This is a genomic window from Okibacterium endophyticum (assembly GCF_054780075.1).
Window position 1 is genome coordinate 22,383 of the sequence record NZ_BAAGXA010000005.1, and the last position, 24,301, is coordinate 46,683.

Here is a 24,301-nt window from a genome sequence, read left to right on the forward strand (position 1 = left end):
CGGCGGAGTGCAGGACGGGGTAAAGTCGTAGGGGTGAAATCTCGCGGTATCGAGATACTCTCGCGCGGTGACACCACCCCCAGCGTGACATTCATGTATCCGATTTCGATGCACTCAGATTCGACGCAGCAACGCGGTTAGGAACCAGCACGTGGACCTTTACGAGTACCAGGCAAGAGACCTATTCGAAAAGTACGAGGTGCCGGTGCTCGCCGGCATCGTCGCTGACACGCCGGAGGAGGTGCGTGCGGCCGCTGAGAAGCTCGGTGGGGTCGTCGTCGTCAAGGCCCAGGTGAAGACCGGCGGTCGTGGCAAGGCAGGCGGCGTCAAAGTCGCCAAGAACCCCGACGAAGCCGAAGAAGCGGCGAAAGCGATCCTCGGCCTCGACATCAAGGGCCATGTCGTCAAGCGCGTCATGGTCGCCGCCGGGGCGCGGATCGCTGAAGAGTATTACTTCTCTGTGCTGCTCGACCGGTCCAACCGCTCCTACCTGTCGCTCACCAGCGTCGAGGGCGGCGTTGAGATCGAGCAGCTCGCGGTCGAGAGGCCAGAGGCTCTCGCCCGCGTCGAGGTCGACCCGCTCGCCGGAATCGATGAGGCGAAGGCGCGCGAGATCGCCGTGGCCGCGAAGTTCCCCGACGAACTCGTCGACAAGGTGGCGAACGTGTTCGTCAAGCTGTACGACGTCTACAAGGGTGAAGACGCCACTCTCGTCGAGGTGAACCCGCTCGTGCTGACCGAAGAGGGCGACGTCATCGCCCTCGACGGCAAGGTGACGATCGACGAGAACGCCGCATTCCGCCACCCGGGCCACGCGAAGCTCGAAGACAAGAGCGCCGCAGATCCCCTCGAGGCCAAGGCCAAGGAGCAGGACCTCAACTACGTGAAGCTCGACGGTGAGGTCGGCGTCATCGGCAACGGTGCGGGGCTCGTGATGTCGACCCTCGACGTGGTCGCCTATGCCGGCGAAGCCCACGGTGGTGTGAAGCCCGCGAACTTTCTCGACATCGGCGGTGGAGCATCCGCCGAAGTGATGGCAGCAGGACTCGACGTGATTCTCGGCGACGAACAGGTGAAGAGCGTCTTCGTCAACGTCTTCGGCGGCATCACCGCCTGCGACGCCGTCGCCAAGGGGATCGTCGGGGCCCTCGCCGAACTCGGCAGCGCCGCGAACAAACCGCTCGTCGTGCGCCTCGACGGCAACAACGTCGAAGAGGGCCGCCGCATTCTGAACGAGGCGAACCACCCGCTGGTCACGAACGCCGCCACCATGGACGAAGGCGCCGACAAGGCCGCCGAACTCGCCAACGCCGCCCGCTGAGACAAGAAGCCAAGGAAAACAGATATGTCGATCTTTCTCAACAAGGACTCCAAGGTCATCGTCCAGGGCATCACCGGTGGTGAGGGCACCAAGCACACGGCGCTGATGCTCAAGGCCGGCACCAACGTCGTCGGCGGCGTCAACGCCCGCAAGGCCGGCACAAGCGTTGTGCACGGTGACGTCGAACTGCCCGTTTTCGGAACCGTCGCAGAGGCGATGGAGAAGACCGGCGCAGACGTGTCGATCGCGTTTGTGCCACCGGCATTCACCAAGGACGCCGTCATCGAGGCCATCGACGCCGAGATCCCCCTGCTGGTGATCATCACAGAGGGTGTTCCCGTCGGCGACTCGGCCGAGTTCTGGGCCTATGCACAGCAGAAGGGCGAGGTGACGCGCATCATCGGCCCCAACTGCCCTGGCATCATCACCCCCGGGGAATCCCTTGTGGGCATCACCCCCGCGAACATCACGGGCAAGGGGCCGATCGGACTCGTCTCGAAGTCGGGAACGCTCACCTACCAGATGATGTACGAACTGCGCGAGATCGGCTTCTCGACGGCCATCGGCATCGGGGGAGACCCGATCATCGGCACCACGCACATCGACGCGCTCGCCGCGTTCGAAGCGGATCCAGAGACCAAGGCGATCGTGATGATCGGTGAGATCGGCGGAGACGCCGAAGAACGTGCGGCCGACTTCATCAAGGCCAACATGACGAAGCCCGTCATCGGCTATGTCGCCGGCTTCACCGCTCCGGAGGGCAAGACGATGGGCCACGCCGGCGCGATCGTCTCGGGTTCGGCCGGAACCGCCCAGGCCAAAAAAGAAGCGCTCGAGGCCGCCGGGGTCAAGGTCGGCAAAACGCCGAGCGAGACCGCGAACCTCGCACGAGAGATCATCAACGCGCTCTGATCCAACCTCAAAAACGGATGCCGTCCCTCATCGAGGGGGCGGCATCCGTTTCTGGTGCGTCATCAGTTGGCACCGTGCTCCGGCGTGGGTCGGATGCCGTGGGGTTATGCCCGGTAGGCTCGCTTTCGCATGAACCGAACATCCGTCGCCCTGCTCGCCGCGCTCGAGGCGTTGCTCACGGTCGCCATCGGCATCTCGATAGCCCTCGTTCCGCTCACCCTGCTGTGGGCCGTCGAGTTCGGGTTCGCGGTCGACTGGACGGTCTTCTGGCACGCGGCCGTGGACACCTGGCTGCTCGGCAACGGTGCTGATCTGCACATCACTCTGCCGCCTGACTATGCGGCGAGCCTCGGCGTGGCCGAGGCCGCCACGGGTTTTATGGTGAGCCTCACCCCGCTCGCCTTCGCCGCCCTGACCGTCTACATGGGGTTCCGCACCGGCCGTCGAGGTGTGCGAACGGGGCCGTGGATCACAGCGGGCGCCGTCTCACTCGTGGTGTTCGCCGCACTGACCGTGCTCGTCAACCTGAGCGCCCACAACGACGTTGCCTCGGTATCGTGGGGGATGGTGCTGCCGACAGCTGTCTATGCCCTCGGACTCGCGACCGGCATCATCGGGCAGCACCTGGGCGAGAACTCCGGCGAAGACTCCTCGTTCCTGAGCCGATTCGGCAGCCACAATCGAGACCTGGTTGTGGGAGTCCTGCGTGGGGGACTCGGCGCTGTGACCATTCTGATCGGCGTGTCGGGTGCGCTGCTCGCTGTTCTCGTCTTCGCCAACTTCGGCCTGATCACCGGTCTCTATGAGACCGGTCAGCCGACCGTCGTCGGCGCGACGATGACGACACTCGCTCAACTCGCTTTTCTGCCCAACGCGGTGATCTGGGTGGCGTCGTGGCTGGTCGGGCCCGGGTTCGCCCTCGGTGCGGGAACGTCTGTTTCGCCGGTCGACACGGTTGTGGGTCCTGTGCCAGCCGTCCCGCTTCTGGGCGTGGTGCCGACCGGGGACTTCGTGTTCGGTTTCGTCGGCCTCGTTGTGCCGCTCCTCGCCGGGTTCATCGCGGCGATGGCTGTGCGCCCCCGTCTCGCCGCAGCCATCGGGAATCGTTCACCGATCGTCTGGCTGAGCATCGCCGCGGCCGGAATCGGTGTTGTATCCGGGGTCATCCTCGGGCTGCTGGCCTGGTTCTCGCACGGTGCCGCGGGGCCGGGCAGGCTCGCCGACGTCGGCCCGAACGCGCTCCTGGTCGGCCTCGTCTCGTGTGCACTCGTGACGGTGGCCGCGTTGATCGGCATGGCGTCGGGCAGCCACCGCCCGGCAGAGCACCCGGCCCGCCGCTAGGATCGGAGGGTGCTTTCACTCGTTGTGCTGATCTCGGGCACCGGCTCGAACCTGCGAGCCCTGCTCGAGGCGACGTCCTCCCCGGATTTCCCGGCCAGGGTGATCGCCGTCGGCGCTGACCGCGATGCGGAAGGCCTTTCGCACGCCGAGGAATACGGCATTCCGACGTTCACCGTGCCGTACCAGTCGTTCGATTCACGCGACGCGTGGGGCGAGGCGCTGCTCGAGCAGATTCTTGTCTGGAACCCCGACCTGGTCGTGTTGAGCGGGTTCATGCGTCTGCTGCCCCGCAACGTCGTGGATGCGCTGTCGCCGCACCTCATCAACACTCACCCGGCCTATCTGCCCGAGTTCCCCGGAGCCCACGCCGTTCGCGACGCGCTTGCCGCAGGTGCGGCTGAGACCGGGGCATCCGTCATCGTCGTCGACAACAGCGTCGACGGCGGGCCGATCATCGTGCGTGAGCGTGTGAAGGTGGAGTTCGGCGATTCCGAGCAGACACTGCACAACCGCATCAAGCACGTCGAACGCCGCCTGCTCGTGCAGACCGTTCGAGAAATCGCCGAGGGTCTCGACCTCGCCTCACTCTGACCACCCCATCGCACACAGGAGATCCCCTATGGCCGGCCCACGTCACGACAAAAACCTCTACCGCGAACGCGACATCGTCCCGATCAAGAGGGCGCTCATCTCCGTCAGCGACAAGACCGGCCTGCTCGACCTGGCCAAGGCGCTCGCCGAAGCGGGGGTCGAGATGGTCTCGACCGGTTCGACCGCCCAGACCATCCGCGATGCAGGCTATGAGGTCGCCGACGTCTCGAGCGTGACCGGGTTCCCCGAATCGCTCGACGGTCGTGTGAAAACACTTCATCCCTCCGTGCACGCCGGCCTGCTCGCCGATCTTCGGCTCGAGGCACACGAACAGCAGCTGGGTGAACTGGGCGTTGAACCGTTCGAGCTCGTCGTTGTGAACCTCTATCCGTTCGTCGAAACGGTCGCGAGCGGCGCAGAGGGCGACGATGTGATCGAGCAGATCGACATCGGCGGCCCCGCGATGGTGCGCGCAGCGGCGAAGAACCACCCGAACGTCGCCATCGTCGTCTCACCGGCGAGCTACGGCGACGTCATCGAAGCGGTGAGGGCGGGGGGCACGACCCTCGCGCAACGCCGTGAGCTCGCCGCACGGGCTTTCTCGCACACTGCAGCGTATGACACTGCTGTCGCCGGATGGTTCACAGACATGGCAGAGGGCTTCGGGTCGTCGCTCACGATCCAGGCCGAGCTCTCGAACGTTCTGCGCTACGGCGAGAACTCCCACCAGGAGGCCGCGTTGTACCTGCGCTCGGGAGGGCAGGGCATCGCGCAGGCCACCCAGCTCGGCGGCAAAGAGATGAGCTACAACAACTTCGTGGACGCCGACGCGGCGGTTCGCGCCGCCTACGACTTCGTCAACCCGGCCGTCGCCATCATCAAGCACGCCAACCCGTGCGGAATAGCCATCGCCAGTCCCAAAGCGCCAGACCCGATCGCCTCTGCCCACCGTCGTGCACACGAGTGCGACCCGGTATCGGCCTTCGGGGGAGTGATCGCCGCGAACCGCACGGTGACGCTCGGCATGGCAGAGACGGTCAAAGAGATCTTCACAGAGGTGCTCGTCGCACCCGGGTTCGAAGACGACGCCCTCGACGTGCTCCGGACCAGAAAGAACCTGCGCCTGCTGCAGCTGCCAGATGGGTTCGCCCTCGAACCCATGGAGTCCAGGCAGATCTCGGGCGGCCTGCTCGTTCAGCAGGCCGATCGCTTCGATCTCGAGGCGGATGTCGCGGCCGGCTGGAGGCTCGTCTCCGGCGAGGCCGCCGACGAAGAGACACTCGCAGACCTGCGTTTCGCCTGGAAGGCCTGCCGCAGTGTGAAGTCGAACGCCATCCTGCTGGCCAAGGGGCAGGCGGCCGTCGGCGTCGGCATGGGGCAGGTCAACCGGGTCGACTCGTGCCATCTCGCCGTTGTGCGCGCCGGGGACCGCGCCGCCGGCTCCGTTGCGGCGTCTGACGCGTTCTTCCCCTTCGCCGACGGCCTGCAGATCCTGCTGGATGCCGGGGTGTCGGCGGTCGTGCAGCCCGGCGGGTCCGTGCGCGACGAAGAGGTCATCGCGGCGGCGCAGGCTGCGGGTGTGACCATGTACTTCTCAGACGAGCGCCACTTCTTCCATTGACGCTGCCTTTCCGTGTGAAGAGAGAGAGTTCGGCGAATCCATAGCCTCGATGTGAGAGGCTCCTCCTATGTCTATTAACTGGGGCCGCCGGCTCGTCGCATCCCTTCTCGTCGGCCTCGTCGTCTCGGTGCTCACGCACCTTGTGACCATGATCGTGTTCCTCATCGCGGGGCAGGCGGACGTCTCGACGATTACGCAGCTCAGCGATTATTACGCCATCGGCTCCGTAGCCCTCTTCGTGCTGGCTTTTCTGACGGCATTCGCAGGCGCCCTCACCTGGCGGGTCACCGCCTTTGCGGCGGGCATCCTCGTGGGCGCCCTCGCGGCCGGGCTCGCTACGGTCATGTCTGCGTTGACCTCGGGTACCGCGTTGACCGACGAAGTTTGGACGCAGGTCCTGGGGACCCTGATCGGTTTCAACACCGGCTACATCTTCTTCACCGCGCTGCTGATGCTGCTTCTCGGCTACCCGCTGTTCCGGTCGATGACAGCGAGCAGAGAACGGCAGGCATCCGACCGGAAGGTCGCCATCGTGCGTATGCCCGGGTCGAGTCTCGGCGCCAGGCACCGCGAGACCGTCGCGGTCGCATCCGGTGCGGCGGCTGCCGACTCCGACGCGGCTGGTGACCCGGTCGTTGACGCTGCCGGCTCCACTGACGATTCGGCAGACGGCGCGAATGCCGTCACCACCTCATCGGACCCCGTCGCCGAAGCAGACGCGTCGCCCGTCGTCACCGAAGGCGACGACGAGTCCTCGACCGATGTCAACACCAGAGACGCTCAGTGGGATGCGTACGTCACAGCCTTCGAGGCGAACGGGTGGGAAACCACCCAGGCTCCGTTCGTCGAGGCGCTCAGCGATTCGGTGTTCGTGGCAGACGCAGCTGTTGTTCTCGAGACGACAGCTGTCATCGGGCGTTTCGGCTCTGACGAACGACGCGGCGAGGTCGACGGGGTCGAAGAGACGCTTCGCCGCCAGGGCCTGGCGATCGAGCGGATCATGAGCCCTGGCACTCTCGAGTGCCGCGACGTGCTTGTGCTCGGCACAACGGTTCTCGTCGGTCGCAGCGCTCTGACGAACGCCGAGGGCGTTCGCCAGCTGCGGGTCATCGCGGCGGCGGAGGGCTATTCGGTTGTTGTGGTGCCGGTGTCCGGTGGCCGCCACCTGCAGTCGGTGGCGACGGCGCTGCCAGACGGCACAGTCCTGACGGCGGCCGGGCTGCTCGACGATGTGAGCGCGTTCGGTCGTGTCATCGAGGTTCCAGAACCCGAAGGCGTCTCGGTCGTCCCGCTCGCGGTGGATAGAGTTCTGATCTCGTCGTCAGCCCCCGCGACGGCGGCGATGCTCGAAGACCGCGGATACTCGGTGGTGCAGGTCGACATCAGTGAGTTCGAGAAGCTCGGCGGCAACGTCTCGGCGCTCTCAGTTCGCATCAGCTGAGCGCGGCTGCGTCCCTGCCACCTCATCCCTGACGCAGCCCTCCCTGCACTCCCGTTCGTTCCGACCGCGTCGTTGCGCCGGAACACCTCGTGGCAATAGGCTGGAGGGCTGCCTGGGGACGCCGGCCTCTCAACGACCGGTGGTCGCCATGCGCATAACAGACGTGCGAATGAGGAGGATGCCATGATGGCGATCGCGAACAGGGCCGGGTTGAACACTGTGCGCGTCCCGTCGGCGTGGCGCCCACTCCGGTCAGTGCGCTGAGGCCCGGCGCACTGACGTTCTCACGCGCAGTCGGCCCCGTCCCATCATCGACCCGCTCCGCTCCGGCGGAATGTCAGGCATCCGTCTCACGTTCCAACACGTGACGCCCCTCTCGGCTCACGACGCATTCTGCAGGGATAGAACACCCATGTCTCGTCAACCAGGCGACAGAAAACACCTCCACAAATCGGACCTCAACACGATGCGCGCCATTGCGCGCATCTATCCCTATGCCCGGTCGGCGATGCCCCGCATCTGCCTGGGGATGGCGGCGGCACTCCTCGCGGGTCTCGTCGCACTCGCCATCCCGCTTGTGCTCGAGAACCTGGTCAACGGTCCGCTCTCGTCTGGAGACAGATCACAGATCTGGCTGGGGGCGCTCGCCGTGCTCGGTCTTGGCATCGCCGAGGCGATCATGATCGCGCTGCGACGCTGGTTCGTGCTCACTCCTGGCACCCATGTCGAAGCACGGATGCGCAACTCGCTCTATAAGCGCCTTCAAGACCTTCCCGTCGCCTTTCATGACCGATGGCAGTCGGGGCAGTTGCTCTCGCGCGCCGTCCACGACCTCAACCTGATCAGGCGCTGGCTCTCGTTCGGCCTCGTGCTGCTCGTCGTCAACGTCGTGATGATCGTGATCGGTTCGGCCGTGCTGTTCTACTGGCACTGGCTGCTCGGCACGATTTTTCTTGTGCTTGCCGTGCCGATCTGGGTCTACGGGTTCGTCTTCGAGAAGAAGTACTCCGTCATCGCGCGCCGCAGCCAGGACCAGGCTGGTGACCTCGCGACGGCCGTCGAAGAGTCCGTTCACGGCATCCGTGTGCTGAAGGCGTTCGGCCGCGGTGCATACGCTCTCAAGAACTTCGAATCACGGGCGGAGAGCCTCCGCGGCACCGAGATCGAGAAGGCCAGGGCGATCGCGGGCATCTGGCTGTGGTTGCTTCTGCTGCCGGACATGGCGTTCGCGCTCTGCCTGCTCGCGGGCGTGTGGCTGTTCTCGACGGGTGATGTCAATCTGGGGCAGCTCCTCGCGTTCTTCGCGACGGCGACGGTTCTCAGGTTCCCGATCGAGTCGATAGGTTTTCTGCTCTCGATGACATTCGACACACGCACAGCCGTCGATCGATTCTTCGAGGTGATGGACACCACGAACACGATCACCGATCCTGAGCATCCGAAGACGATCGCCGAGCCTCTTGGCCGCCTCGCGTTCGAGAACGTGCACTTTCGCTACCAGGATTCCCCCGAGAGCTACCCCGACCTCATCAACGGCGTCGATCTGACGCTCGAACCGGGAGAGACGATGGCCCTTGTCGGTCTGACCGGCAGCGGCAAGTCGACCCTCACGGCCCTGACGACGCGGCTCTATGACGTGACGGGCGGCGCTGTGACCCTGGACGGGGTCGACGTGCGTGACCTGACTCGTGAAGAACTGCGCAGGCACGTAGCCATGGCGTTCGAAGACGCGACGCTGTTCTCGGCATCCGTTCGTGACAACGTTCTGCTCGGCCGGGAGGATCTCGACCCGAACAGCCCAGAGGCGCAGGAGGTTCTCGAAGAGGCGCTGTCAATCGCCCAGGCCGGTTTTGTGCATGATCTTCCCGACGGACTCGACACGAGGGTCGGTGAGGAAGGGCTCAGCCTGTCAGGTGGGCAGAGGCAGAGACTGGCCCTCGCGCGCGCTGTTGCCGCTCGGCCGGCGGTGCTGGTGCTGGACGACCCGCTTTCCGCGCTCGACGTCGACACCGAGGCCCTCGTCGAGGCAGCACTCCGGCGTGTGCTCGCGTCGACCACCGCCCTGATCGTGGCCCATCGACCGTCGACGGTGATGCTGGCCGATCGCGTCGCACTGCTCGAGAACGGCGTTGTGACGGCCGTCGGAGCGCACAGTCAGCTGCTGCAGTCGAACGAGCACTATCGCTTCGTCATCTCGAGCCTCGAAGACGAAGAGAAGCGCGAGGCCGCGGACGAACTCGACCGTCGCCTCGACGACGAGAGCTTCGAGAACGAGGAGGTGCCGAGGTGAGCGCGACGGTGCTCGGTGTGCAGGGTGAAGAGCGCGACGACTTCACGGCTGAAGAGAGCAGGCAGATCCGCCGCCGTTCGCTGCGCCTGCTCGGTTCCCTTCTGCAGCCCCTGAGATGGCGCGTCACACTGACGATGCTCGTTGTCGTCATCTCGACGGCCGCGCAGGTGGCCGGGCCGTTCCTCATCGGCCTCGGCATCACGAACGCCCTGCCGGCCGTCACCGAATCCCGGGACTGGATGCCGGCGTTCCTCACCGTGGGCATCTACCTGCTGACGGGTGTCGCCGGTGCCGTTCTCATGGCGCAGTACACGATCCTCAGCGCCCGCATCAGCCAGGCGATCCTCATCGATCTGCGCAAGCGCGTTTTTCTGCAGACCCAGAAGCTGAGCCTCGAATTCCACGAGACCTACACGTCTGGGCGCATCATCTCCAGGCAGACGAGTGACCTCGACTCGATCAGGGAACTTCTCGACTCGGGGATCAACCAGCTGGTGTCAGGCGCGCTCTATATGGTCTTCACGGCAGGCGCTCTGTTCATCGTCGACTGGGCCTCTGGTGTTGTGCTGTTCATCGCGCTCGTGCCGCTCTACGTCTTGACCAGATGGTTCCAGAAGCGTTCCCAGAAGATGTTCCGCCACACCAGAGTGGCGTCCGCGCGGGTGATCGTGAGTTTCGTGGAGACCATGACAGGCATCCGTGCCGTCAAGGCGTTCCGCAAAGAGAAGCGCAACGAGAAGGAGTTCGGGGGACTCGTCGAGGACTACCGCGACGTCAACGCGAAGGTCATCCAGCTGTTCGGCATCTTCGATCCTGGGCTCGTGCTGATCGGCAATGTCACGGTCGCCGCGGTTCTCCTCCTCGGTGGTTTTCGTGTCATCGACGGCCAGCTCGCGGTCGGCTTTCTCCTGTCGGCTGTGCTCTACACCCGTCGGTTCTTCGATCCGATGGAAGAGATGGCGATGTTCTACAACTCGTACCAGTCTGCCGCTGCCGCGCTCGAGAAGATCTCGGGTGTGCTCGAAGAGCAGCCGACGGTTCCTGACCCCACTGCGCCCGTCGACCTCTGGAAGGCGCGCGGCCAGGTCACCTTCTCCGATGTGCGCTTCGCGTACAAGGGTGACAAGGTCGTGCTCCCCGACTTCTCGCTCGAGCTGCCCGCTGGGCAGACCGTCGCCCTGGTCGGGTCGACGGGTGCGGGCAAGTCGACGCTCGCCAAGCTGATCTCGCGGTTCTACGACCCGACCGAGGGAACCGTGTCGCTCGACGGGGTCGACCTGCGCCGGCTCCATCCGAAGGACCTGCGCCGGGCGATCGTGATGGTGACACAAGAGGCATACCTCTTCTCGGGATCGGTGGCAGACAACATCGCCATCGGAAAACCGGACGCGTCCCTCGACGAGATCAAGTCCGCCGCGCGGGCGGTTGGCGCGGATGCATTCATCGAGGAGCTGCCGAACGGATATGACACCGACGTGAACAAGAGGGGCGGCCGTGTCTCAGCGGGGCAGCGTCAGCTCATCTCGTTCGCCCGTGCGTTTCTCGCCGACCCCGCGGTGCTGATTCTCGACGAGGCGACGGCGTCCCTCGACATCCCGAGCGAGCGCCTTGTGCAAGAGGCACTGCAGACACTGCTCGCCGATCGCACAGCTGTGATCATCGCGCACCGCCTGTCGACTGTCGCGATCGCCGACCGTGTGCTCGTGATGGAGCACGGGCGGATCGTCGAAGACGGGAGCCCGCGCGAGCTGATCTCTGGCACCGGGAGGTTCGCGCAGCTGCACGCGGCGTGGCGCGATTCGCTGGTCTGAGGCCGTGGACCCGACCTCACCGGCGGCTCATCTCAGCCATCGAGGGATACTCTGCGACGTCTCTCTGTGGCCTTTCCGGACGCATGCGCCCGTTGCGACGGCCACCTGCGTCCGGAAAGGTCACATCGAGGGCGGGGTCACACGAAAGCGGGGTCACACGAAGGCGGATGGCGCGATCCGGTAGCCGTTGACCGACTCGAGCGTGGGTGTTCCCTCATCGCGGTAGTGCTCGAGTGCGGATGCCTCGTGACACTGCGGCGGGTGACCGCCCGCACGAACGACCCGCCACCAGGGCAGGTTCTCGCCGTAGAGCGCCATCACCCGGCCCACACCACGCGCAGACCGCGAGCCGATCATGGCGGCCACCTGCCCGTAGCTCATCACCCGCCCGGGCGGGATGCTCTCGACCACCTCGATGACGGCGGTCGTGAAGTCCTCGTTCAGAGCCTGTGCACCTTCAGAGCCGGTGTACGGCGATCGTCTCGCCGTACGGCGTCTCGCCGGCGGGCTCGAACCCGACATAGCGGAAAAACGATTCCGGGCCGGACTCGCCGGGCTCGTAGATGACGTTCACGTAGTCGAAGCCCCGACGTTTGGCCTCGGCGAGCAGCTGCTCGACGGCATACGTTCCGACCCCGCGACGCTGGTCGTCTGCGTCGACGTTGATTCTCCACAGGATGCTGCGGAAATCCTCTTCGGCCTGTGAATCGAAATTGCCCTGGATGAAGCCCACGACCTCGTCGCCGTCGAGCACAACACGCTGCCAGGTGGTCGCGGGGTCGACAACGGCTGCGGCGACCGAGTACGAGACCGGTGCGATGAACTGTTCCTGCCCCGGCTTCAGCGTGAGCGCGTTCACCGCGACAATCGTGTTCGCCGACAATTCCTCAAGTCTCAACTCACCCATGCATTCAGGTTAGCGGCCGTCGGCTGCAGCGGATAGTCGGGACGAGCACTCCGCAGCGAAACCACAGCAGAACGAATCTCTCGATATCAAGGTAACTGAACGCCTCGGGTAAGCTAGTCGGCGGCCCAGCTGAGCCCCGCGACTATAGGAGCTATTCCATTGGCAAAAATCAAGGTTGACGGCACCGTCGTCGAACTCGACGGCGACGAGATGACCAGAATCATCTGGCAGAAGATCAAAGACACGCTCATCCACCCGTATCTCGACATCGACCTCGAGTACTACGACCTGGGCATCCAGAAGCGTGACGAGACCGACGATCAGATCACGATCGACGCTGCCCACGCCATCCAGAAGCACGGGGTCGGGGTCAAGTGCGCGACCATCACACCAGACGAGGCTCGTGTCGAGGAGTTCGGTCTCAAGAAGATGTGGCGCTCGCCGAACGGGACCATCCGGAACATCCTCGGCGGCGTGATCTTTCGTGAGCCGATCATCATCTCGAACATCCCGCGCCTGGTCCCGGGGTGGAACAAGCCGATCATCATCGGCCGTCACGCATTCGGCGACCAGTACCGCGCAACGGACTTTCTCTTTAAGGGCGAGGGCACGCTGACCGTCGAGTTCACCCCGAACGACGGCGGCGAGCCGCAGAAGTTCGAGGTCTACCAGGCACCGGGCGACGGCATCGCTCAGGTGCAGTACAACCTCGATGCATCGATCCGCGACTTCGCCCGCGCCAGCCTGAACTACGGCCTCAACCGCAACTACCCCGTCTACCTGTCGACGAAGAACACGATCCTCAAGGCATACGACGGCCGGTTCAAAGACATCTTCCAAGAGATCTTCGACACCGAGTTCAAGGAGCAGTTCGACGCGGCGGGCCTGACCTACGAGCACCGCCTGATCGACGACATGGTCGCATCGGCGATGAAGTGGGAGGGCGGATACGTCTGGGCCTGCAAGAACTACGACGGTGACGTGCAGTCCGACACCGTCGCACAGGGCTTCGGCTCGCTCGGACTGATGACGAGCGTCCTCGCCACTCCGGACGGCAAGGTCGTCGAGGCGGAAGCCGCTCATGGCACCGTGACCCGCCACTACCGTCAGCACCAGCAGGGCAAGCCGACCTCGACGAACCCGATCGCCTCGATCTTCGCATGGACCCGTGGGCTCGCACACCGCGGCACTCTCGACGGCAACCAGGAGCTCATCGACTTCGCGTCGACACTCGAGGACGTCGTTGTCAAGACCGTCGAGTCGGGCAAGATGACCAAGGACCTCGCTCTGCTCGTCGGCCCGGACCAGGGCTATCAGACGACAGAGGAGTTCCTCGCGACTCTTGACGAGAACCTCCAGGCGCGTATGGCGTAGTCCGCCGCCCGCACGAGACGGCCAGGGCAGACGACGCACTGGCCCTGTTCGTTCTCAGCGTCCGCACTCGTGCCTGCGATGGATGCCGTGACGGCATCTACGGGCACAGTGTCCAAGGGCGCGCGCGTCGGGTAGGTTCTGAGAAGACCGCCCTGAGCAGGTCGGCACAGGCAGAGGCACATATCGACAGGGGAACACGCAGATGACACGCATTCACGCAGACAGGAGAGCTCCTTTGGCCGATTCGAATCGATCGCCCCGGCACACGGGGATGCACAGGTTCTTCGCCGCACTGGTGAGCACAGTGGTGGTCTCGACAGGACTCGTGCTCGCCACGGCGCACGCGGCCTCAGCGGCATCTCGTGCGCCGAGCGGCCCGCTGGCCGACACCGGCTTCAACGGAACGTGGCTCTGGTGGATCGCGGGCGCTCTTGTGGTCGCCGGTGTTGTTGTGTTCGTGCTGGCGAGGATCCGCCGTTCGAAGCAGTAGCCGCACGACGGCACGGTACGCCTCTTCGGCTCACACGACGAGGCCATCCGACGTGCAACCGGTGAGGTCAGAACACCTTCCCCGGGTTCAGGATCCCCTGTGGGTCGAACACGTTCTTGATCTGCCGCTGAAGCTCCAGCTGGTCTGAGCCGAGCTCGTCGCCGAGCCAGCGCTTCTTCAGGATGCCGATGCCGTGTTCGCCGGTCAGGGTGCCTCCGAGTGCGAGTGCGGCCCGGAACAGCTCGTCCGCGGCGAGCCAGATGTGATCGGGCACCTCTGTGCCGGCGAAGACGAAGTTGGGGTGCAGATTGCCGTCTCCGGCATGGGCGACAGTCGGAATCCGGATGCCGAAGCGACGTTCGATGTCGTCGATCGCCTGGAACATCGCCGGCAGTGCGCTGCGCGGCACCGAGACATCCTCGATGAGGGTCGTGCCCAGTTTCTCCATGGCAGGATGCATCGCCCGACGGATCTCGAGCAGCCACTCGCCAGAGGCGGCATCCGGTGCGAGCTCGCCTCGACCGCCGAGCGACAGGATGATCCCCATCGCGGCGTCCGCCTCGGCGGCTGCGGCTGGCCCGTCCGTCTGCACGAGAAGGTGGGCCTCGCCGTCCGCCGCCATTCCAAAATGGAGAACGGCTTCGACGGCGCGCAGCGCTTCGGCGTCCATCAGCTCCATCACCGAGGGCTGAATGCCCGCAGCGGTGATCGCAGCCGCAGCGGCAGCGGCATCCGTCACCGAGGGAAAGAACGAGGCGATCGTCGCGACCTGCCCAGGCACGGCGCGACGGACGCGCACGGTCGCCTCGACGATCACGCCGAGCAGACCCTCTGACCCCACCATCAGAGCGGTGAGGTCGAGTCCGGTCACACCCTTGACGCTGCGGTGCCCGAGCGTGAGCAGCCTGCCGTCTGCGAGAACGACCTTGAGTCCGAGCACCGCCTCACGCGTGACACCGTATTTTGCGCAGAGCAGTCCACCCGCGTTGGTCGCGATGTTGCCGCCGACGGTTGAAATGGCCTTGCTCGCCGGGTCAGGGGCGAACCACAGACCCCGCTGTGCGAGCTCGGCGTTGAGGTCGGCGTTGATGACCCCGGGCTCGACGACGGCGAGCAGGTCGGGCTCGTTGATCTCGAGCACCCGGTTCATTCCGAGGGTTGAGAGCACGATGTCGCCGTGGGATGCCATCGCGCCACCGGCGAGACCGGTTCCGGCGCCGCGCGTGACCACGGGAGTGCCCGTTGCGCTTGCGATGCGCATCGTCTGGCGCACGTCGTCGACGGAGCGCGCATAAACGATCGCCGCGGGCCGGGCTGTGCTTCGGTGACCAGACATGTCTGCCCGCGCGGCGTCAAGCTGCGCCGGATCGATGCTGACCGCGTCGCCGAGCGCTTCGACGAGCCGATCGACGACACTCACCGGAACTCGCGTCGCCCGTTGATCACCCCGGACACCACGGCGAGAACCCCGAACACGATCGCCACAACGGGAACGCCGAGGTGAATCCAGGCGAAGATCGCAGAACCCATCACGACCAGCTCGACGAACCCCTTGCCGAAGGCGTCGATGCGAAAAACGGCCTTCGGGGAGCGGAAGAGCCCCCAGAGCACGATGGCGACGACGGGAGCGGCGATGCCGATCACAACGTTCCACGGGAACGGCCAGGCCAGGAATCCCCAGATGCCGAGGCTCACGATGGCGAAGAGCTCGAGAAAGAACCTGAGGATCTCGTTGGGGCCGATGCGAACGTCGGAACGGGTTTCTTGCACCGGTCAAGTCTACGGGAGCGGCCTCGGCGGAGGGGTTGGCGGGTGACGGCCGTGCAAACGCCGTCGCGATGAGGATTTGTGAGGGGTCCCGGCCGCGATCGGAATAGCGCCGTGGCGGCCGCACGCATTTGGTGAGCTGGGCTTGCAGTACTGTGTGTCACTATGTAACGTGTGTCGCATGGTAGATAGCCCGACACAGCTCGGCCGTCTCGAACAGGATCTTCGCAAGGGCGTCCTGGTGCTGGCGGTACTCTCCCAACTGCGCACGGAGCAGTACGGGTACTCCCTGCGGCAGGCGCTCGCCCAACGCGGGATGCCGATCGAGGAAGGCACGCTCTACCCGCTGCTGCGCCGACTCGAGAGCCAAGGGCTGCTCGTGTCGCAATGGCAGGCCGACGATGGCCCGCCGCGGCGCTACTACCGGCTCAGTGCGCTCGGCGGCGGGCTCTACCAAGACTTGACCTCTGCATGGGGGTCGCTGGCGTCGGTGATGGACCGACTCCTGAACGAGGAGGACTGAATGGACCCCAAGGTCATCATCGACAGCTACGTCGGCGACGTGGTCCGGTACCTGCCACGCCGTCAACGCGCCGACGTCGCCCGCGAGCTGCGCTCGTTGCTCGACGACGAGCTGGCTGGCCGGGCGGCGGAAGCCGGGCGCTCGACAGACTCCGTCCTCACGATGGGGCTGCTCACGGAGTTCGGCCGCCCGCAGGAGGTCGCCGACCGCTACCGCCCGGCGGGCTTCACGATCATCCGGCCATCCGACGCCCCCCGATTCACCTGGCTCACCCTCGGCGGCGTCGCACTCATCTGGGCGATCACACTGCCCGCTGCCCTGCTCGGCATCACGCCGGTGATCGGCTGGGACTACGGCGCAGACGAATGGTGGGGACGCCTGACCGCGTGGTGGTTCGGCCCGGGCCTCGGTGCCCTCTGGTGGCCCGGGGTGATGATCACCTACGTCCTCATCGGCGCACTGGTCGATCGCCGGCGTGAATCCACACCAAAGGCCTGGGCGCCTGCCTCGCCGCGGGCGATCGACCGCGACCTGGTGAGTCGTTCGGCGACCGTCGCCGCGCTCGGGGCGGCGCTGCTCGGTGCCACCGTTGTCGTCGCACTCCCTTGGCTCGCCACTTGGGCGCCCGGTTTGCCAGCCCCGGTGCGGGATGCCCTCGCGCTCGACCCCGAATTCCTCCGGCTCCGGGCGCCGTGGGTCCTGCTGGCCTGGGCTGCCCCGTTCGCACTCCAGGTGGTCGTGCTCATCGCCGGGCGCTGGACCGCGAACACGCTGCGCGTTCGCGGCGTGCTGGACCTGGTGATGGTCGGCCTTCTCCTGTGGTGGACGCTCGGCGGGGTCGTGTTCGTCTCGGCGGAAGCGGACAGCACGGCGAAGTTCCTCTTCGTCGCGCTCGGCATCGTCGCAGCGATCGACGCGGTCGTCGCCCTTCGGCGAAGCTGGTCGACATCACGGCACCCATCGACCCTGGAGTGACCCCGAGATGCTCATCACGGATGTTCGGGACGCCACCAACGATGCGCCACCGCAGGGTTCTACGCTTCACGGAAGACGTGCCCGAAGCGTGCGTCTGGTCTCGTCGACGAGCGCCGCGTGGGGGGAGCGCTCCAGGAATCCGAGCACGGTGTCCCTGCTCGCGGTGAGGCACTGGATGCGCGTCTCGAGCTGGACCAGTTCGTCGAGAAGGGCCCGGGCGAAATCCAGTGAGCACGCCTCAGCGCGGGTTTCGCCACAGTGCGCTCGCATCTCGAGCACGGCTTTCACCAGACGCGACGACAGGCCCGATGTGATGAGGCCACGCACCTCGATCGCCCGGGCGACCGCATCCTCGCCATAGGACCGATACCCGTTCGCGCTGCGCTCCGAGTGCAGCAGGCCCTGGTCTTCGTAGTACCGCAGCATCCGCGTCGGCACCCCTGTGCGTTCCGACAGTTCGCCGATCTTCACCGCTGCCTCCGCAAGCTTGACATTAACATTAGTGTCAAAGTTTAGTCTGACTGTTATGACGACGACAACACCGGTTCCGACGGTTCTCGGCACCGAAGCGACACGCTTTCCGCTGGGGAAACTCGTGATTCTCTCTGCGGCGGTGATGGCGGCGGTGACGGCCGAGATGATTCCCGCCGGGGTCCTGCCCGAGATGGCGGCCAGTTTCGGTGTGCAGCCGCTTCAGATCGGTGTGCTCGTCACGGTATGGGCTCTCACGACGATCATCGTGAGCATCCCGCTCGCGCGGCTGACGGCATCCGTCGACCGCAGGCTGGTGATCGGGGTGTCGTTCCTCATCTTCGCCGGGGCGAACGCGCTGACCGCCCTCGCGCCGAGCTATGAGGTGGCCTTCGCCTCACGTGTGATCGCCGCCGCGGCACACGGCCTGTTCTGGGCGATCGTGCTCGTGTATGCGGGCCAGCTGGTGTCTGGCAGCCACCTGGGTCGCGCCATCTCGATAGTCGCCGGCGGGGTGGCGCTGACCAACGTGATCGGACTGCCGCTCGGCACAGCTCTGGCTCACGCCCTCGACTGGAGGATGACCTTCGCAGCGATCGCCCTGCTGATGGCGATCGTCGCCGTCGTCGTCTTCACCCGGATGCCCTCGGTCACACCGGGCACAGGCCGTCACGACGGAGGGGTGCGATTCTGGCGTGATCCCAGTGCGTTGCCTGTGCTCGGCGCAGGGCTCACCACCTCATTCCTCGCTCTCGCGCACACAGCGATGTTCACCTATATCACCCCGTACCTCTCACAGAGCGCCGGCTTCGGCGGGGAGTGGACGAGCGTGCTCCTGCTCGTGTTCGGCGCGGCTGGGGCCGGCGGGCTCATCGCGAGCGGGTTCGTCGCCGATCGGTGGCCCGCGGCCTCGCTCGCCTATGCACTCGTGCTGTTCACCGTCGCGTTCGTGATGCTCGCCGCCGTTCCAGGCAGCGCTGCGGTCGTGGTCGCGGGCGTTGCGCTCTGGGGCCTGGCGTTCGGTGCGCTCCCTCCGCTCGCACAGACCCGCACGTTGCGCCTGGCCTCCGACCGGCTTCGTCCGGTCGCGAGCGCGTCACTCGTTGTGTTCTTCAACCTCGGGATCGGCACCGGTGCCTTTGTCGGAGGGATGCTCGACGTGCAGAGCGGGCCCGCCTCGATAGCGCTGTTCGCAGCGGGTATGTCGGCGGTTGCGCTCATCGTCGCCGTCGGAACCACGGTCAGTGCGCGCAGGCGGGCGGCTGTCGGCTAGAATTGCAGGCGGTTCGCGGTCACCGCGAGCCCTGGGCGCGCACATCGGCGCGAAGACGAGCTCCCTGCGGCGGATCAGACCGGATCGTCGGCATCGAGCGAACGCCTCGTGGACTCTCGCGATGACCACTACTCCCATTCCCCTCGTTCCGGGAGCCGAACCGGCGAGACCGGGCACACCTTTCCCCTGGATCGGCCTGATCACCCTCAGCGTCGGGATCTTTCTCGCGATCTCGAGCGAGATGATGCCGACGGGCCTGCTGCCAGAGATGAGCCGGGAACTCGGTGTGACCGAGGCGCAGATCGGACTCCTCGTCTCGATCTTCGCATTCACTGTCGTGATCTCTGCAGCGCCGCTCAGCGCCCTCACCGTGCGGATTCCCCGACACGCGCTGCTCGTCACCGTGATCGCCGTGCTCGGCGTCGCCAACCTGCTGACGGCCGTCGGGCCCAGCTATGAGCTCGTGCTGGCGAGCCGAGTGCTCGGCGGGCTCGCGCACGGACTCTTCTGGTCGCTTGTGCCCGCATACGCCGCGCATCTCGTGCCCAGGGAACAACTGGCACGCGCCGTCTCGATCATTCTCGCCGGCGGCACGATCGCGCTCGTGCTCGGTGTGCCGATCGGCACGGCACTCGGTCACGCGATCGGATGGCGCTGGTCGTTCGTCGCCGTTTCCGCCCTGTTGCTCGTCGGTGCCGCCGTGGTTCTGCGCTGGCTGCCGAAGGTGTCGCGTTCACGCGACCACAAGGATGCGTCCGGCACCGCTGGACGCGACCGCACGATCGCTCCCGTCGTCGTCATCTGCGTCGTCGTCGGCCTGCTGATGATCGGCAACTACAGCTTCTACACCTATATCGCGCCTTACCTGATCGATCGCGTCGGCGTCGCGCCGGAATACCTTAGCATCGTGCTGTTCGTTGCGGGTTCCGCCGGAGCGATCGGTCTCGTCCTGTCTGGAACCGTCTTCGCGAAGCGATCGAGCCTGGGGCTGGTGCTCGGTCTCATCGCCAGTGCGCTCGCCGTCATCGTGCTCGCGATCATCGGAGAGAACCTCTGGCTCGGGATCGCCGCCGTCTTCGTCTGGAACGCGTCATTCGGCCTTGTTCCGCCTCTGCTGCAGACGCGGATGCTGCACACCGCGAGCGAGAGGTTCCGCGATACGGCGAGCGCGTACTACACGGTCGCGTTCAACGTGGGTATCGGGGCGGGAGCCGCGATGGGAGCACTGCTCCTCGACTGGCAAGGGCTTGAAGCGCTGCCGTTCTCGAACATCGTGCTCACGCTCGTCGGCCTCGCGATCGTGTCGACGACCCTTGTTATCTCTCGCGCGCGCCGTTGAAATTCGTGGCATCCGATTCGTCCCTGAGATCCGGGTTCCGGAGTCTGGTGCGGCATCTGGACCGAGTGTGGGGCGCTGATTCTGCGAACGGCGGCCAGGCAAAGCCCGCATCGACGAAGCCGTTGATCGTTGTGTGAGTCCACTCAGACGAACGTCACGATGGCGGGAGCCGACATAAAGCCAAGACGCAGTCCGGTGCCCGAGGGGTGGGGAGCGACGTACTGCGCGACGATCGAATAGCTCGACGATGGTGCGGGGAACGGACCGTTGACACGGTGCACACTGACACCGTTCGAGTCGCTCACTTGAAGCGTTTCCAGGGGTATATCGTTGATCACCAGTCGCACGGTGCTCCCCGGTTTGCTGCGCACCTCGACCTCGAAATATTGTTTGGTGCGATTGGCTGTCACCCGATTGTCATCGTCGATCGGATCGACAATGGCGAGCTCTACGAAGGAATGGCTGAAGGAAATCCGTGACTCCGCTGAGGTGCCGTTGGTCGTCGTCTGGCGAACCGAGACGGTGTAGTCACCTGGGCTCAAGCCGCTGTCCAGCTCGACGGACCAGGTTCCGTCATTGTTGGTCGTTGTGGTTGCGAGAGGAACATCTGGCTCTACAGCGGGATCCGCTGGGTCTATAGCGGGATCCGCTTGCGCGAGAAACAGCGGTGCAGCGGACGCAACCTCGGTGATCGTGATCGTACTGCCGGGAACAGCGGTTCCGCTCAAAATCGGGACGAACATCCCGCCACCGTCATCGACGGAGACGACGGGAGGCGCAGGGTCGTCCGGGTCGTCCGGGTCGGGGTCCGGGTCCTCTCCGCCGGTGCCCGGGTCGATGGGAGGAGTCGTCGGCTCGGTCGGCGGTGGTGACTCCGGCTGCCCGATGGTGGGCACGAGGGGAGCAGAGGCTGGCGGAGACGGTGTCCGCTGCGGTGGCACGGTGCGATCCTCGCCATCTGGCGGGGTGAGCGGGGGCGCAATCGGTGGAGACTCCGCTTCGCTCTCTGTGTCCCGCTCGGTGTCAGCGTCAGTGCCGGCATGAGAGTCGGGATCGGCTGTCGGCGCTTGGCTCGTATCCGCCAGCGGAGGGCTCGTCGGAGCGAACAGCGTCGGACCGAAGACCACGGCAGCTGCGACACCCGCCGCAACGAGAGTCGCTGCCACCGCTCCGACGACAACAGTTGTTGCTGACGCGCCCGTCATTGCTCTCGACGACCTCGCCCCGGAACCGACGACAGAGCCCGTCGCAGTCCCGCCTCCCGTTGATCCGCTCGCGGCCGCCGGGATGCTCGATGCTGTTCCCCCACCGGCCGTTGCGGTCGGCGTACCAGCGAGTGAACCCGTGACGCCACCGGCGGGGGAGCCCGCCATGGAGGAGCCCGCGGCATCCGCTGCACCTGCCGAGCCGTGCACGAAAACAGCACCGGCAGCACCACCCGTGACCGACGCGGGCATCGCCATCGTCGCCGCGGCATGCTGGCCGCCCTGCTGCAGCCACGCGAGGTAGGCGGCCGTGCCGGCCACCCCCGCCGTCAGCGGCAGAAGAACGAGTGCGATACGCGACGAGACGTCTTTCGCCTCGGCGGCCACGATCGTGCATCGCGAACAGCTGTCGAGGTGTTCTTCGAGCTTGCGGGTGTCTCGTTCCCCGAGGTTTCCCCGCGCATAGCCGGGCAGCCGTTCGATCGTCCACTGGCAGTCCGAACTTTCTGGGGCCGCCTTCAGGTGCGCCTGGATCCACGCGTGCCGCAGGCCCTCGCGGGCCCGGTAGGCCAGCGCAGCGACGCTGTTCGGTTTCATGCCGAGCAACGGCGCCGTCTGCTGCGGGGTCATCTGCTCGATCTCGGTGTACCAGAGCACCTCCTGCCACCTCGACGGGAGGCTCTTGAACGCCTGGGCGGTGAGTCCGTGGTCGAGCGCTTCGAGGCTGGCGTCTTCATTGGTGTTCGGGTCCTCGAACGATTCGAGGGTGTCGATAGACGTTTCGTGGCGTGCACGGCCCCACGCTGCTGCCGTGTTGCGGATGGTTGTGAACAGGTAGGCACGGAACGAGCCGGTCGGTCCGCCGCCCTTCTGCACGGCCTGGAAGATCTTGGCGAACGACTCCTGCACAAGATCATCGGGATCGAGGCTCGACGTGAACGATCTGGCCACCGTTCGGCCGGCGTTGTAGTGACGACGCCAGAGCTCGCCGAACGCCGCTTTGTCTCCGGCGCGGGACCACTCGATGAGTTGCGCGTCAGAGGCATCGGCGAACGACGCCTCGCGGCCTATGGGTGGGGTCACTGTCTTTTTGAGTCCTCTCCGACAAAACTGTCCTCGGGTGAGAGAGCCTCGGGCCGGGCAGATTATGACGTGACGTCTCGACAATTGTCGAGGATTCACAGCCATTTGACAATGTACTCCTGATCGGCGCCGCCGAGCCGCAGAACAACGACAGGGCGACGCCGGCCATAACGACAGCTGGGTTAGCGTTGAGAAGTGACCGAACATGCGCAGCACAGACTGCCGGGTGCACTCGACCCGGTGCTCGCTGCACTGGCCTGCCCCGTGTGCGGGCAGGCTCTTGAACCGGCTGAGGGGCAGCTGCGATGCGGCGACCGGCATGCCTTCAACCTGGCGAAGCAGGGTTACGCATCGCTTCTGACCGGGGCGAGACGCACATCACCCGGCGACGACGCCGACATGGTCGCCGCGCGAGCCGATTTTCTGGCCACCGGGCACTACCTGCCGATCGCCGATGCGGTGTCTGCCGCCATCCCGGCGTCGACGGCCGGCCTGTGCGTCGACATCGCCGGCGGAACGGGCTATTACCTGTCGCACGTGCTCGAGGCCCGCGCGGGGCTCGTCGGCCTGTCGCTCGACCTCTCGCCGTTCGCCGCACGTCGTGCAGCTCGGGCACACCCTCGCCAGGCGGCCGCCACAGCGGATGCCTGGCGCCGGCTTCCCCTCGCAGACGGCTCGGCGACACGACTGCTCAGCATCTTCGGGCCGAGGAACGCCGACGAGATGGCCCGCGTGCTTCACCCGGCCGGTGAGCTCATCGTTGTGACCCCCACCGCGCGACACCTTCAGGAGCTGAGGCGAGAGCTCTCTCTCATCGGTGTCGACTCCCAGAAACAGGAGCGACTCGACGCGCAGCTCTCCCGGTTCACGAGAGTCGCGGCGCACGACGTCGAATACGGCGTGCGGCTCACGAGGGACGACGTCTTCAACGACGTCAGGATGGGGCCGAACGCGCACCACACAGAAGCCGGTCCGCTTCGCGAACGGATCGACGCGCTCGGCGACGAAACGCTCGTCACCGTCTCGGTGACGGTGGCCAGGTACGCGCTCCGCGCCCAGAAGCACCCTGCCGTCTGACCCGCTGACACCGATGCCCAGGCGAGGGCGAGATTGTTTCGGAAACCCGCGTCATGATTCCCCCTGTGAATGCTCTCTCATGGTGAGGGGCAACGGCACCCCACGGTTCACCGAGCCGATGCGATGGAGAAAACATGGATGCACTCACCACACTCATTGTCGTCGCCGTTGTCAGCGCGGCGGCATCGGTCGCCCTCGCCTTTTCGTCTGCATACGTCCGGCGACCGCGGTACTACCGCTCGACGCGTTAGACAGACGAATCGCCACCGGCACCCGACGGCGGCACCGCCCCATTCGGCCAGAACGGGCGGCACACAGTCCTGATCAGACCCGAACTGCGTCAGGCCCGGCGAGCAGGGGGGAGCGCATGCGCTCAGCTCGTCGGAACCAGGTGGGAGCCGGACGCTCGGGGGAGCGTCCGGCTCCCACCGCCTCTGCGCGTGTATGTCTCAAACGGCATACGCATGTCTGCGATTCCCGGGGAGCCCC

The 24,301-nt window shown here is 65.7% G+C and carries 21 protein-coding genes; 15 read left to right on the forward strand and 6 right to left on the reverse strand.

Annotation, left to right across the window (positions count from 1 at the left end; all coding sequences use genetic code 11):
- Nucleotides 1-118: 118 nt before the first annotated feature.
- From sucC to ACYVF5_RS04330, 8 genes are all read left to right on the forward strand, one after another.
- Nucleotides 119-1,321 (forward strand): ADP-forming succinate--CoA ligase subunit beta, encoded by a 1,203-nt coding sequence (sucC, locus tag ACYVF5_RS04295; protein ID WP_460945269.1) that lies wholly within the window; start codon nt 119-121, stop codon nt 1,319-1,321.
- Between the two features lie 24 nt (nt 1,322-1,345).
- Nucleotides 1,346-2,233, forward strand: a complete 888-nt coding sequence (sucD, locus tag ACYVF5_RS04300; RefSeq protein WP_460943699.1) for a succinate--CoA ligase subunit alpha — start codon at nt 1,346-1,348, stop codon at nt 2,231-2,233.
- 129 nt (nt 2,234-2,362) lie between these two features.
- On the forward strand, nt 2,363-3,574 hold the full coding sequence (locus ACYVF5_RS04305) for a cell division protein PerM (protein ID WP_460943701.1): 1,212 nt from the start codon (nt 2,363-2,365) through the stop codon (nt 3,572-3,574).
- A gap of 9 nt (nt 3,575-3,583) precedes the next feature.
- On the forward strand, nt 3,584-4,165 hold the full coding sequence (purN, locus tag ACYVF5_RS04310) for a phosphoribosylglycinamide formyltransferase (protein WP_460943703.1): 582 nt from the start codon (nt 3,584-3,586) through the stop codon (nt 4,163-4,165).
- A 28-nt stretch (nt 4,166-4,193) separates the two neighbouring features.
- A complete protein-coding gene (gene purH, locus ACYVF5_RS04315) occupies nt 4,194-5,786 on the forward strand; it encodes a bifunctional phosphoribosylaminoimidazolecarboxamide formyltransferase/IMP cyclohydrolase (protein ID WP_460943705.1) in 1,593 nt (530 codons plus the stop codon).
- Between the two features lie 67 nt (nt 5,787-5,853).
- Nucleotides 5,854-7,227, forward strand: coding sequence for a dimethylarginine dimethylaminohydrolase family protein (locus ACYVF5_RS04320; protein ID WP_460943707.1), 1,374 nt, complete (start codon nt 5,854-5,856; stop codon nt 7,225-7,227).
- A gap of 412 nt (nt 7,228-7,639) precedes the next feature.
- Nucleotides 7,640-9,517: an ABC transporter ATP-binding protein gene (locus ACYVF5_RS04325; protein WP_460943709.1), complete on the forward strand. Its 1,878-nt coding sequence runs from the start codon at nt 7,640-7,642 to the stop codon at nt 9,515-9,517.
- The gene (locus ACYVF5_RS04330; protein ID WP_460943711.1) at nt 9,514-11,328 is read left to right on the forward strand and encodes an ABC transporter ATP-binding protein; all 1,815 of its coding nucleotides are present in this window, start codon (nt 9,514-9,516) and stop codon (nt 11,326-11,328) included. Before ACYVF5_RS04325 ends, ACYVF5_RS04330 begins: the two co-directional genes overlap by 4 nt.
- Before the next feature lie 153 nt (nt 11,329-11,481).
- Here the strand turns inward: ACYVF5_RS04330 and ACYVF5_RS04335 are convergent, their stop codons facing one another.
- On the reverse strand, nt 11,482-11,850 hold the full coding sequence (locus tag ACYVF5_RS04335) for an MGMT family protein (RefSeq protein ID WP_460943713.1): 369 nt from the start codon (nt 11,848-11,850) through the stop codon (nt 11,482-11,484).
- A complete protein-coding gene (locus ACYVF5_RS04340; protein WP_460943715.1) occupies nt 11,786-12,235 on the reverse strand; it encodes a GNAT family N-acetyltransferase in 450 nt (149 codons plus the stop codon). Before ACYVF5_RS04340 ends, ACYVF5_RS04335 begins: the two co-directional genes overlap by 65 nt.
- Nucleotides 12,236-12,394: 159 nt before the next feature.
- Between ACYVF5_RS04340 and ACYVF5_RS04345 the strand changes: the two genes are divergently transcribed.
- Nucleotides 12,395-13,609, forward strand: a complete 1,215-nt coding sequence (locus tag ACYVF5_RS04345; RefSeq protein ID WP_460943717.1) for an NADP-dependent isocitrate dehydrogenase — start codon at nt 12,395-12,397, stop codon at nt 13,607-13,609.
- Between the two features lie 235 nt (nt 13,610-13,844).
- Complete coding sequence (locus ACYVF5_RS04350) at nt 13,845-14,099, forward strand: hypothetical protein (RefSeq protein WP_460943719.1); 255 nt, start codon at nt 13,845-13,847, stop codon at nt 14,097-14,099.
- 67 nt (nt 14,100-14,166) lie between these two features.
- Here the strand turns inward: ACYVF5_RS04350 and ACYVF5_RS04355 are convergent, their stop codons facing one another.
- On the reverse strand, nt 14,167-15,519 hold the full coding sequence (locus ACYVF5_RS04355; protein WP_460943721.1) for an FAD-binding oxidoreductase: 1,353 nt from the start codon (nt 15,517-15,519) through the stop codon (nt 14,167-14,169).
- A complete protein-coding gene (locus ACYVF5_RS04360; RefSeq protein WP_460943723.1) occupies nt 15,516-15,869 on the reverse strand; it encodes a YrdB family protein in 354 nt (117 codons plus the stop codon). The genes ACYVF5_RS04355 and ACYVF5_RS04360 overlap by 4 nt, the downstream gene beginning before the upstream one ends.
- A 178-nt stretch (nt 15,870-16,047) precedes the next feature.
- On the opposite strand from ACYVF5_RS04360, the gene ACYVF5_RS04365 reads away from it, so the two are divergent.
- Nucleotides 16,048-16,389 (forward strand): PadR family transcriptional regulator, encoded by a 342-nt coding sequence (locus ACYVF5_RS04365; RefSeq protein WP_460943725.1) that lies wholly within the window; start codon nt 16,048-16,050, stop codon nt 16,387-16,389.
- A complete protein-coding gene (locus tag ACYVF5_RS04370) occupies nt 16,390-17,364 on the forward strand; it encodes a hypothetical protein (protein WP_460943727.1) in 975 nt (324 codons plus the stop codon).
- 66 nt (nt 17,365-17,430) lie between these two features.
- Here the strand turns inward: ACYVF5_RS04370 and ACYVF5_RS04375 are convergent, their stop codons facing one another.
- A complete protein-coding gene (locus tag ACYVF5_RS04375; RefSeq protein WP_460943729.1) occupies nt 17,431-17,835 on the reverse strand; it encodes a MerR family DNA-binding transcriptional regulator in 405 nt (134 codons plus the stop codon).
- A 55-nt stretch (nt 17,836-17,890) separates the two neighbouring features.
- On the opposite strand from ACYVF5_RS04375, the gene ACYVF5_RS04380 reads away from it, so the two are divergent.
- Nucleotides 17,891-19,108, forward strand: coding sequence for an MFS transporter (locus ACYVF5_RS04380; protein WP_460943731.1), 1,218 nt, complete (start codon nt 17,891-17,893; stop codon nt 19,106-19,108).
- A 121-nt stretch (nt 19,109-19,229) separates the two neighbouring features.
- Entirely contained in the window at nt 19,230-20,447 is a 1,218-nt protein-coding gene (locus ACYVF5_RS04385; RefSeq protein ID WP_460943733.1) for an MFS transporter, read from the forward strand.
- 143 nt (nt 20,448-20,590) lie between these two features.
- Here the strand turns inward: ACYVF5_RS04385 and ACYVF5_RS04390 are convergent, their stop codons facing one another.
- Entirely contained in the window at nt 20,591-22,735 is a 2,145-nt protein-coding gene (locus ACYVF5_RS04390; protein ID WP_460943735.1) for a sigma-70 family RNA polymerase sigma factor, read from the reverse strand.
- A 195-nt stretch (nt 22,736-22,930) separates the two neighbouring features.
- On the opposite strand from ACYVF5_RS04390, the gene ACYVF5_RS04395 reads away from it, so the two are divergent.
- Entirely contained in the window at nt 22,931-23,812 is an 882-nt protein-coding gene (locus ACYVF5_RS04395; RefSeq protein ID WP_460943737.1) for a putative RNA methyltransferase, read from the forward strand.
- The last annotated feature ends 489 nt before the right edge of the window (nt 23,813-24,301 follow it).

Excerpts from the sequence above, each read along its gene's own strand:
- sucD (WP_460943699.1), top strand. The coding sequence starts at position 1,346 with ATGTCGATCTTTCTCAACAAGGACTCCAAGGTCATCGTCCAGGGCATC.
- ACYVF5_RS04305 (WP_460943701.1), top strand. The coding sequence starts at position 2,363 with ATGAACCGAACATCCGTCGCCCTGCTCGCCGCGCTCGAGGCGTTGCTC.
- purH (WP_460943705.1), top strand. The coding sequence starts at position 4,194 with ATGGCCGGCCCACGTCACGACAAAAACCTCTACCGCGAACGCGACATC.
- ACYVF5_RS04320 (WP_460943707.1), top strand. The coding sequence starts at position 5,854 with ATGTCTATTAACTGGGGCCGCCGGCTCGTCGCATCCCTTCTCGTCGGC.
- ACYVF5_RS04325 (WP_460943709.1), top strand. The coding sequence starts at position 7,640 with ATGTCTCGTCAACCAGGCGACAGAAAACACCTCCACAAATCGGACCTC.
- ACYVF5_RS04335 (WP_460943713.1), bottom strand. The coding sequence starts at position 11,850 with ATGTCGGGTTCGAGCCCGCCGGCGAGACGCCGTACGGCGAGACGATCG.
- ACYVF5_RS04340 (WP_460943715.1), bottom strand. The coding sequence starts at position 12,235 with ATGGGTGAGTTGAGACTTGAGGAATTGTCGGCGAACACGATTGTCGCG.
- ACYVF5_RS04365 (WP_460943725.1), top strand. The coding sequence starts at position 16,048 with ATGGTAGATAGCCCGACACAGCTCGGCCGTCTCGAACAGGATCTTCGC.
- ACYVF5_RS04370 (WP_460943727.1), top strand. The coding sequence starts at position 16,390 with ATGGACCCCAAGGTCATCATCGACAGCTACGTCGGCGACGTGGTCCGG.
- ACYVF5_RS04380 (WP_460943731.1), top strand. The coding sequence starts at position 17,891 with ATGACGACGACAACACCGGTTCCGACGGTTCTCGGCACCGAAGCGACA.
- ACYVF5_RS04385 (WP_460943733.1), top strand. The coding sequence starts at position 19,230 with ATGACCACTACTCCCATTCCCCTCGTTCCGGGAGCCGAACCGGCGAGA.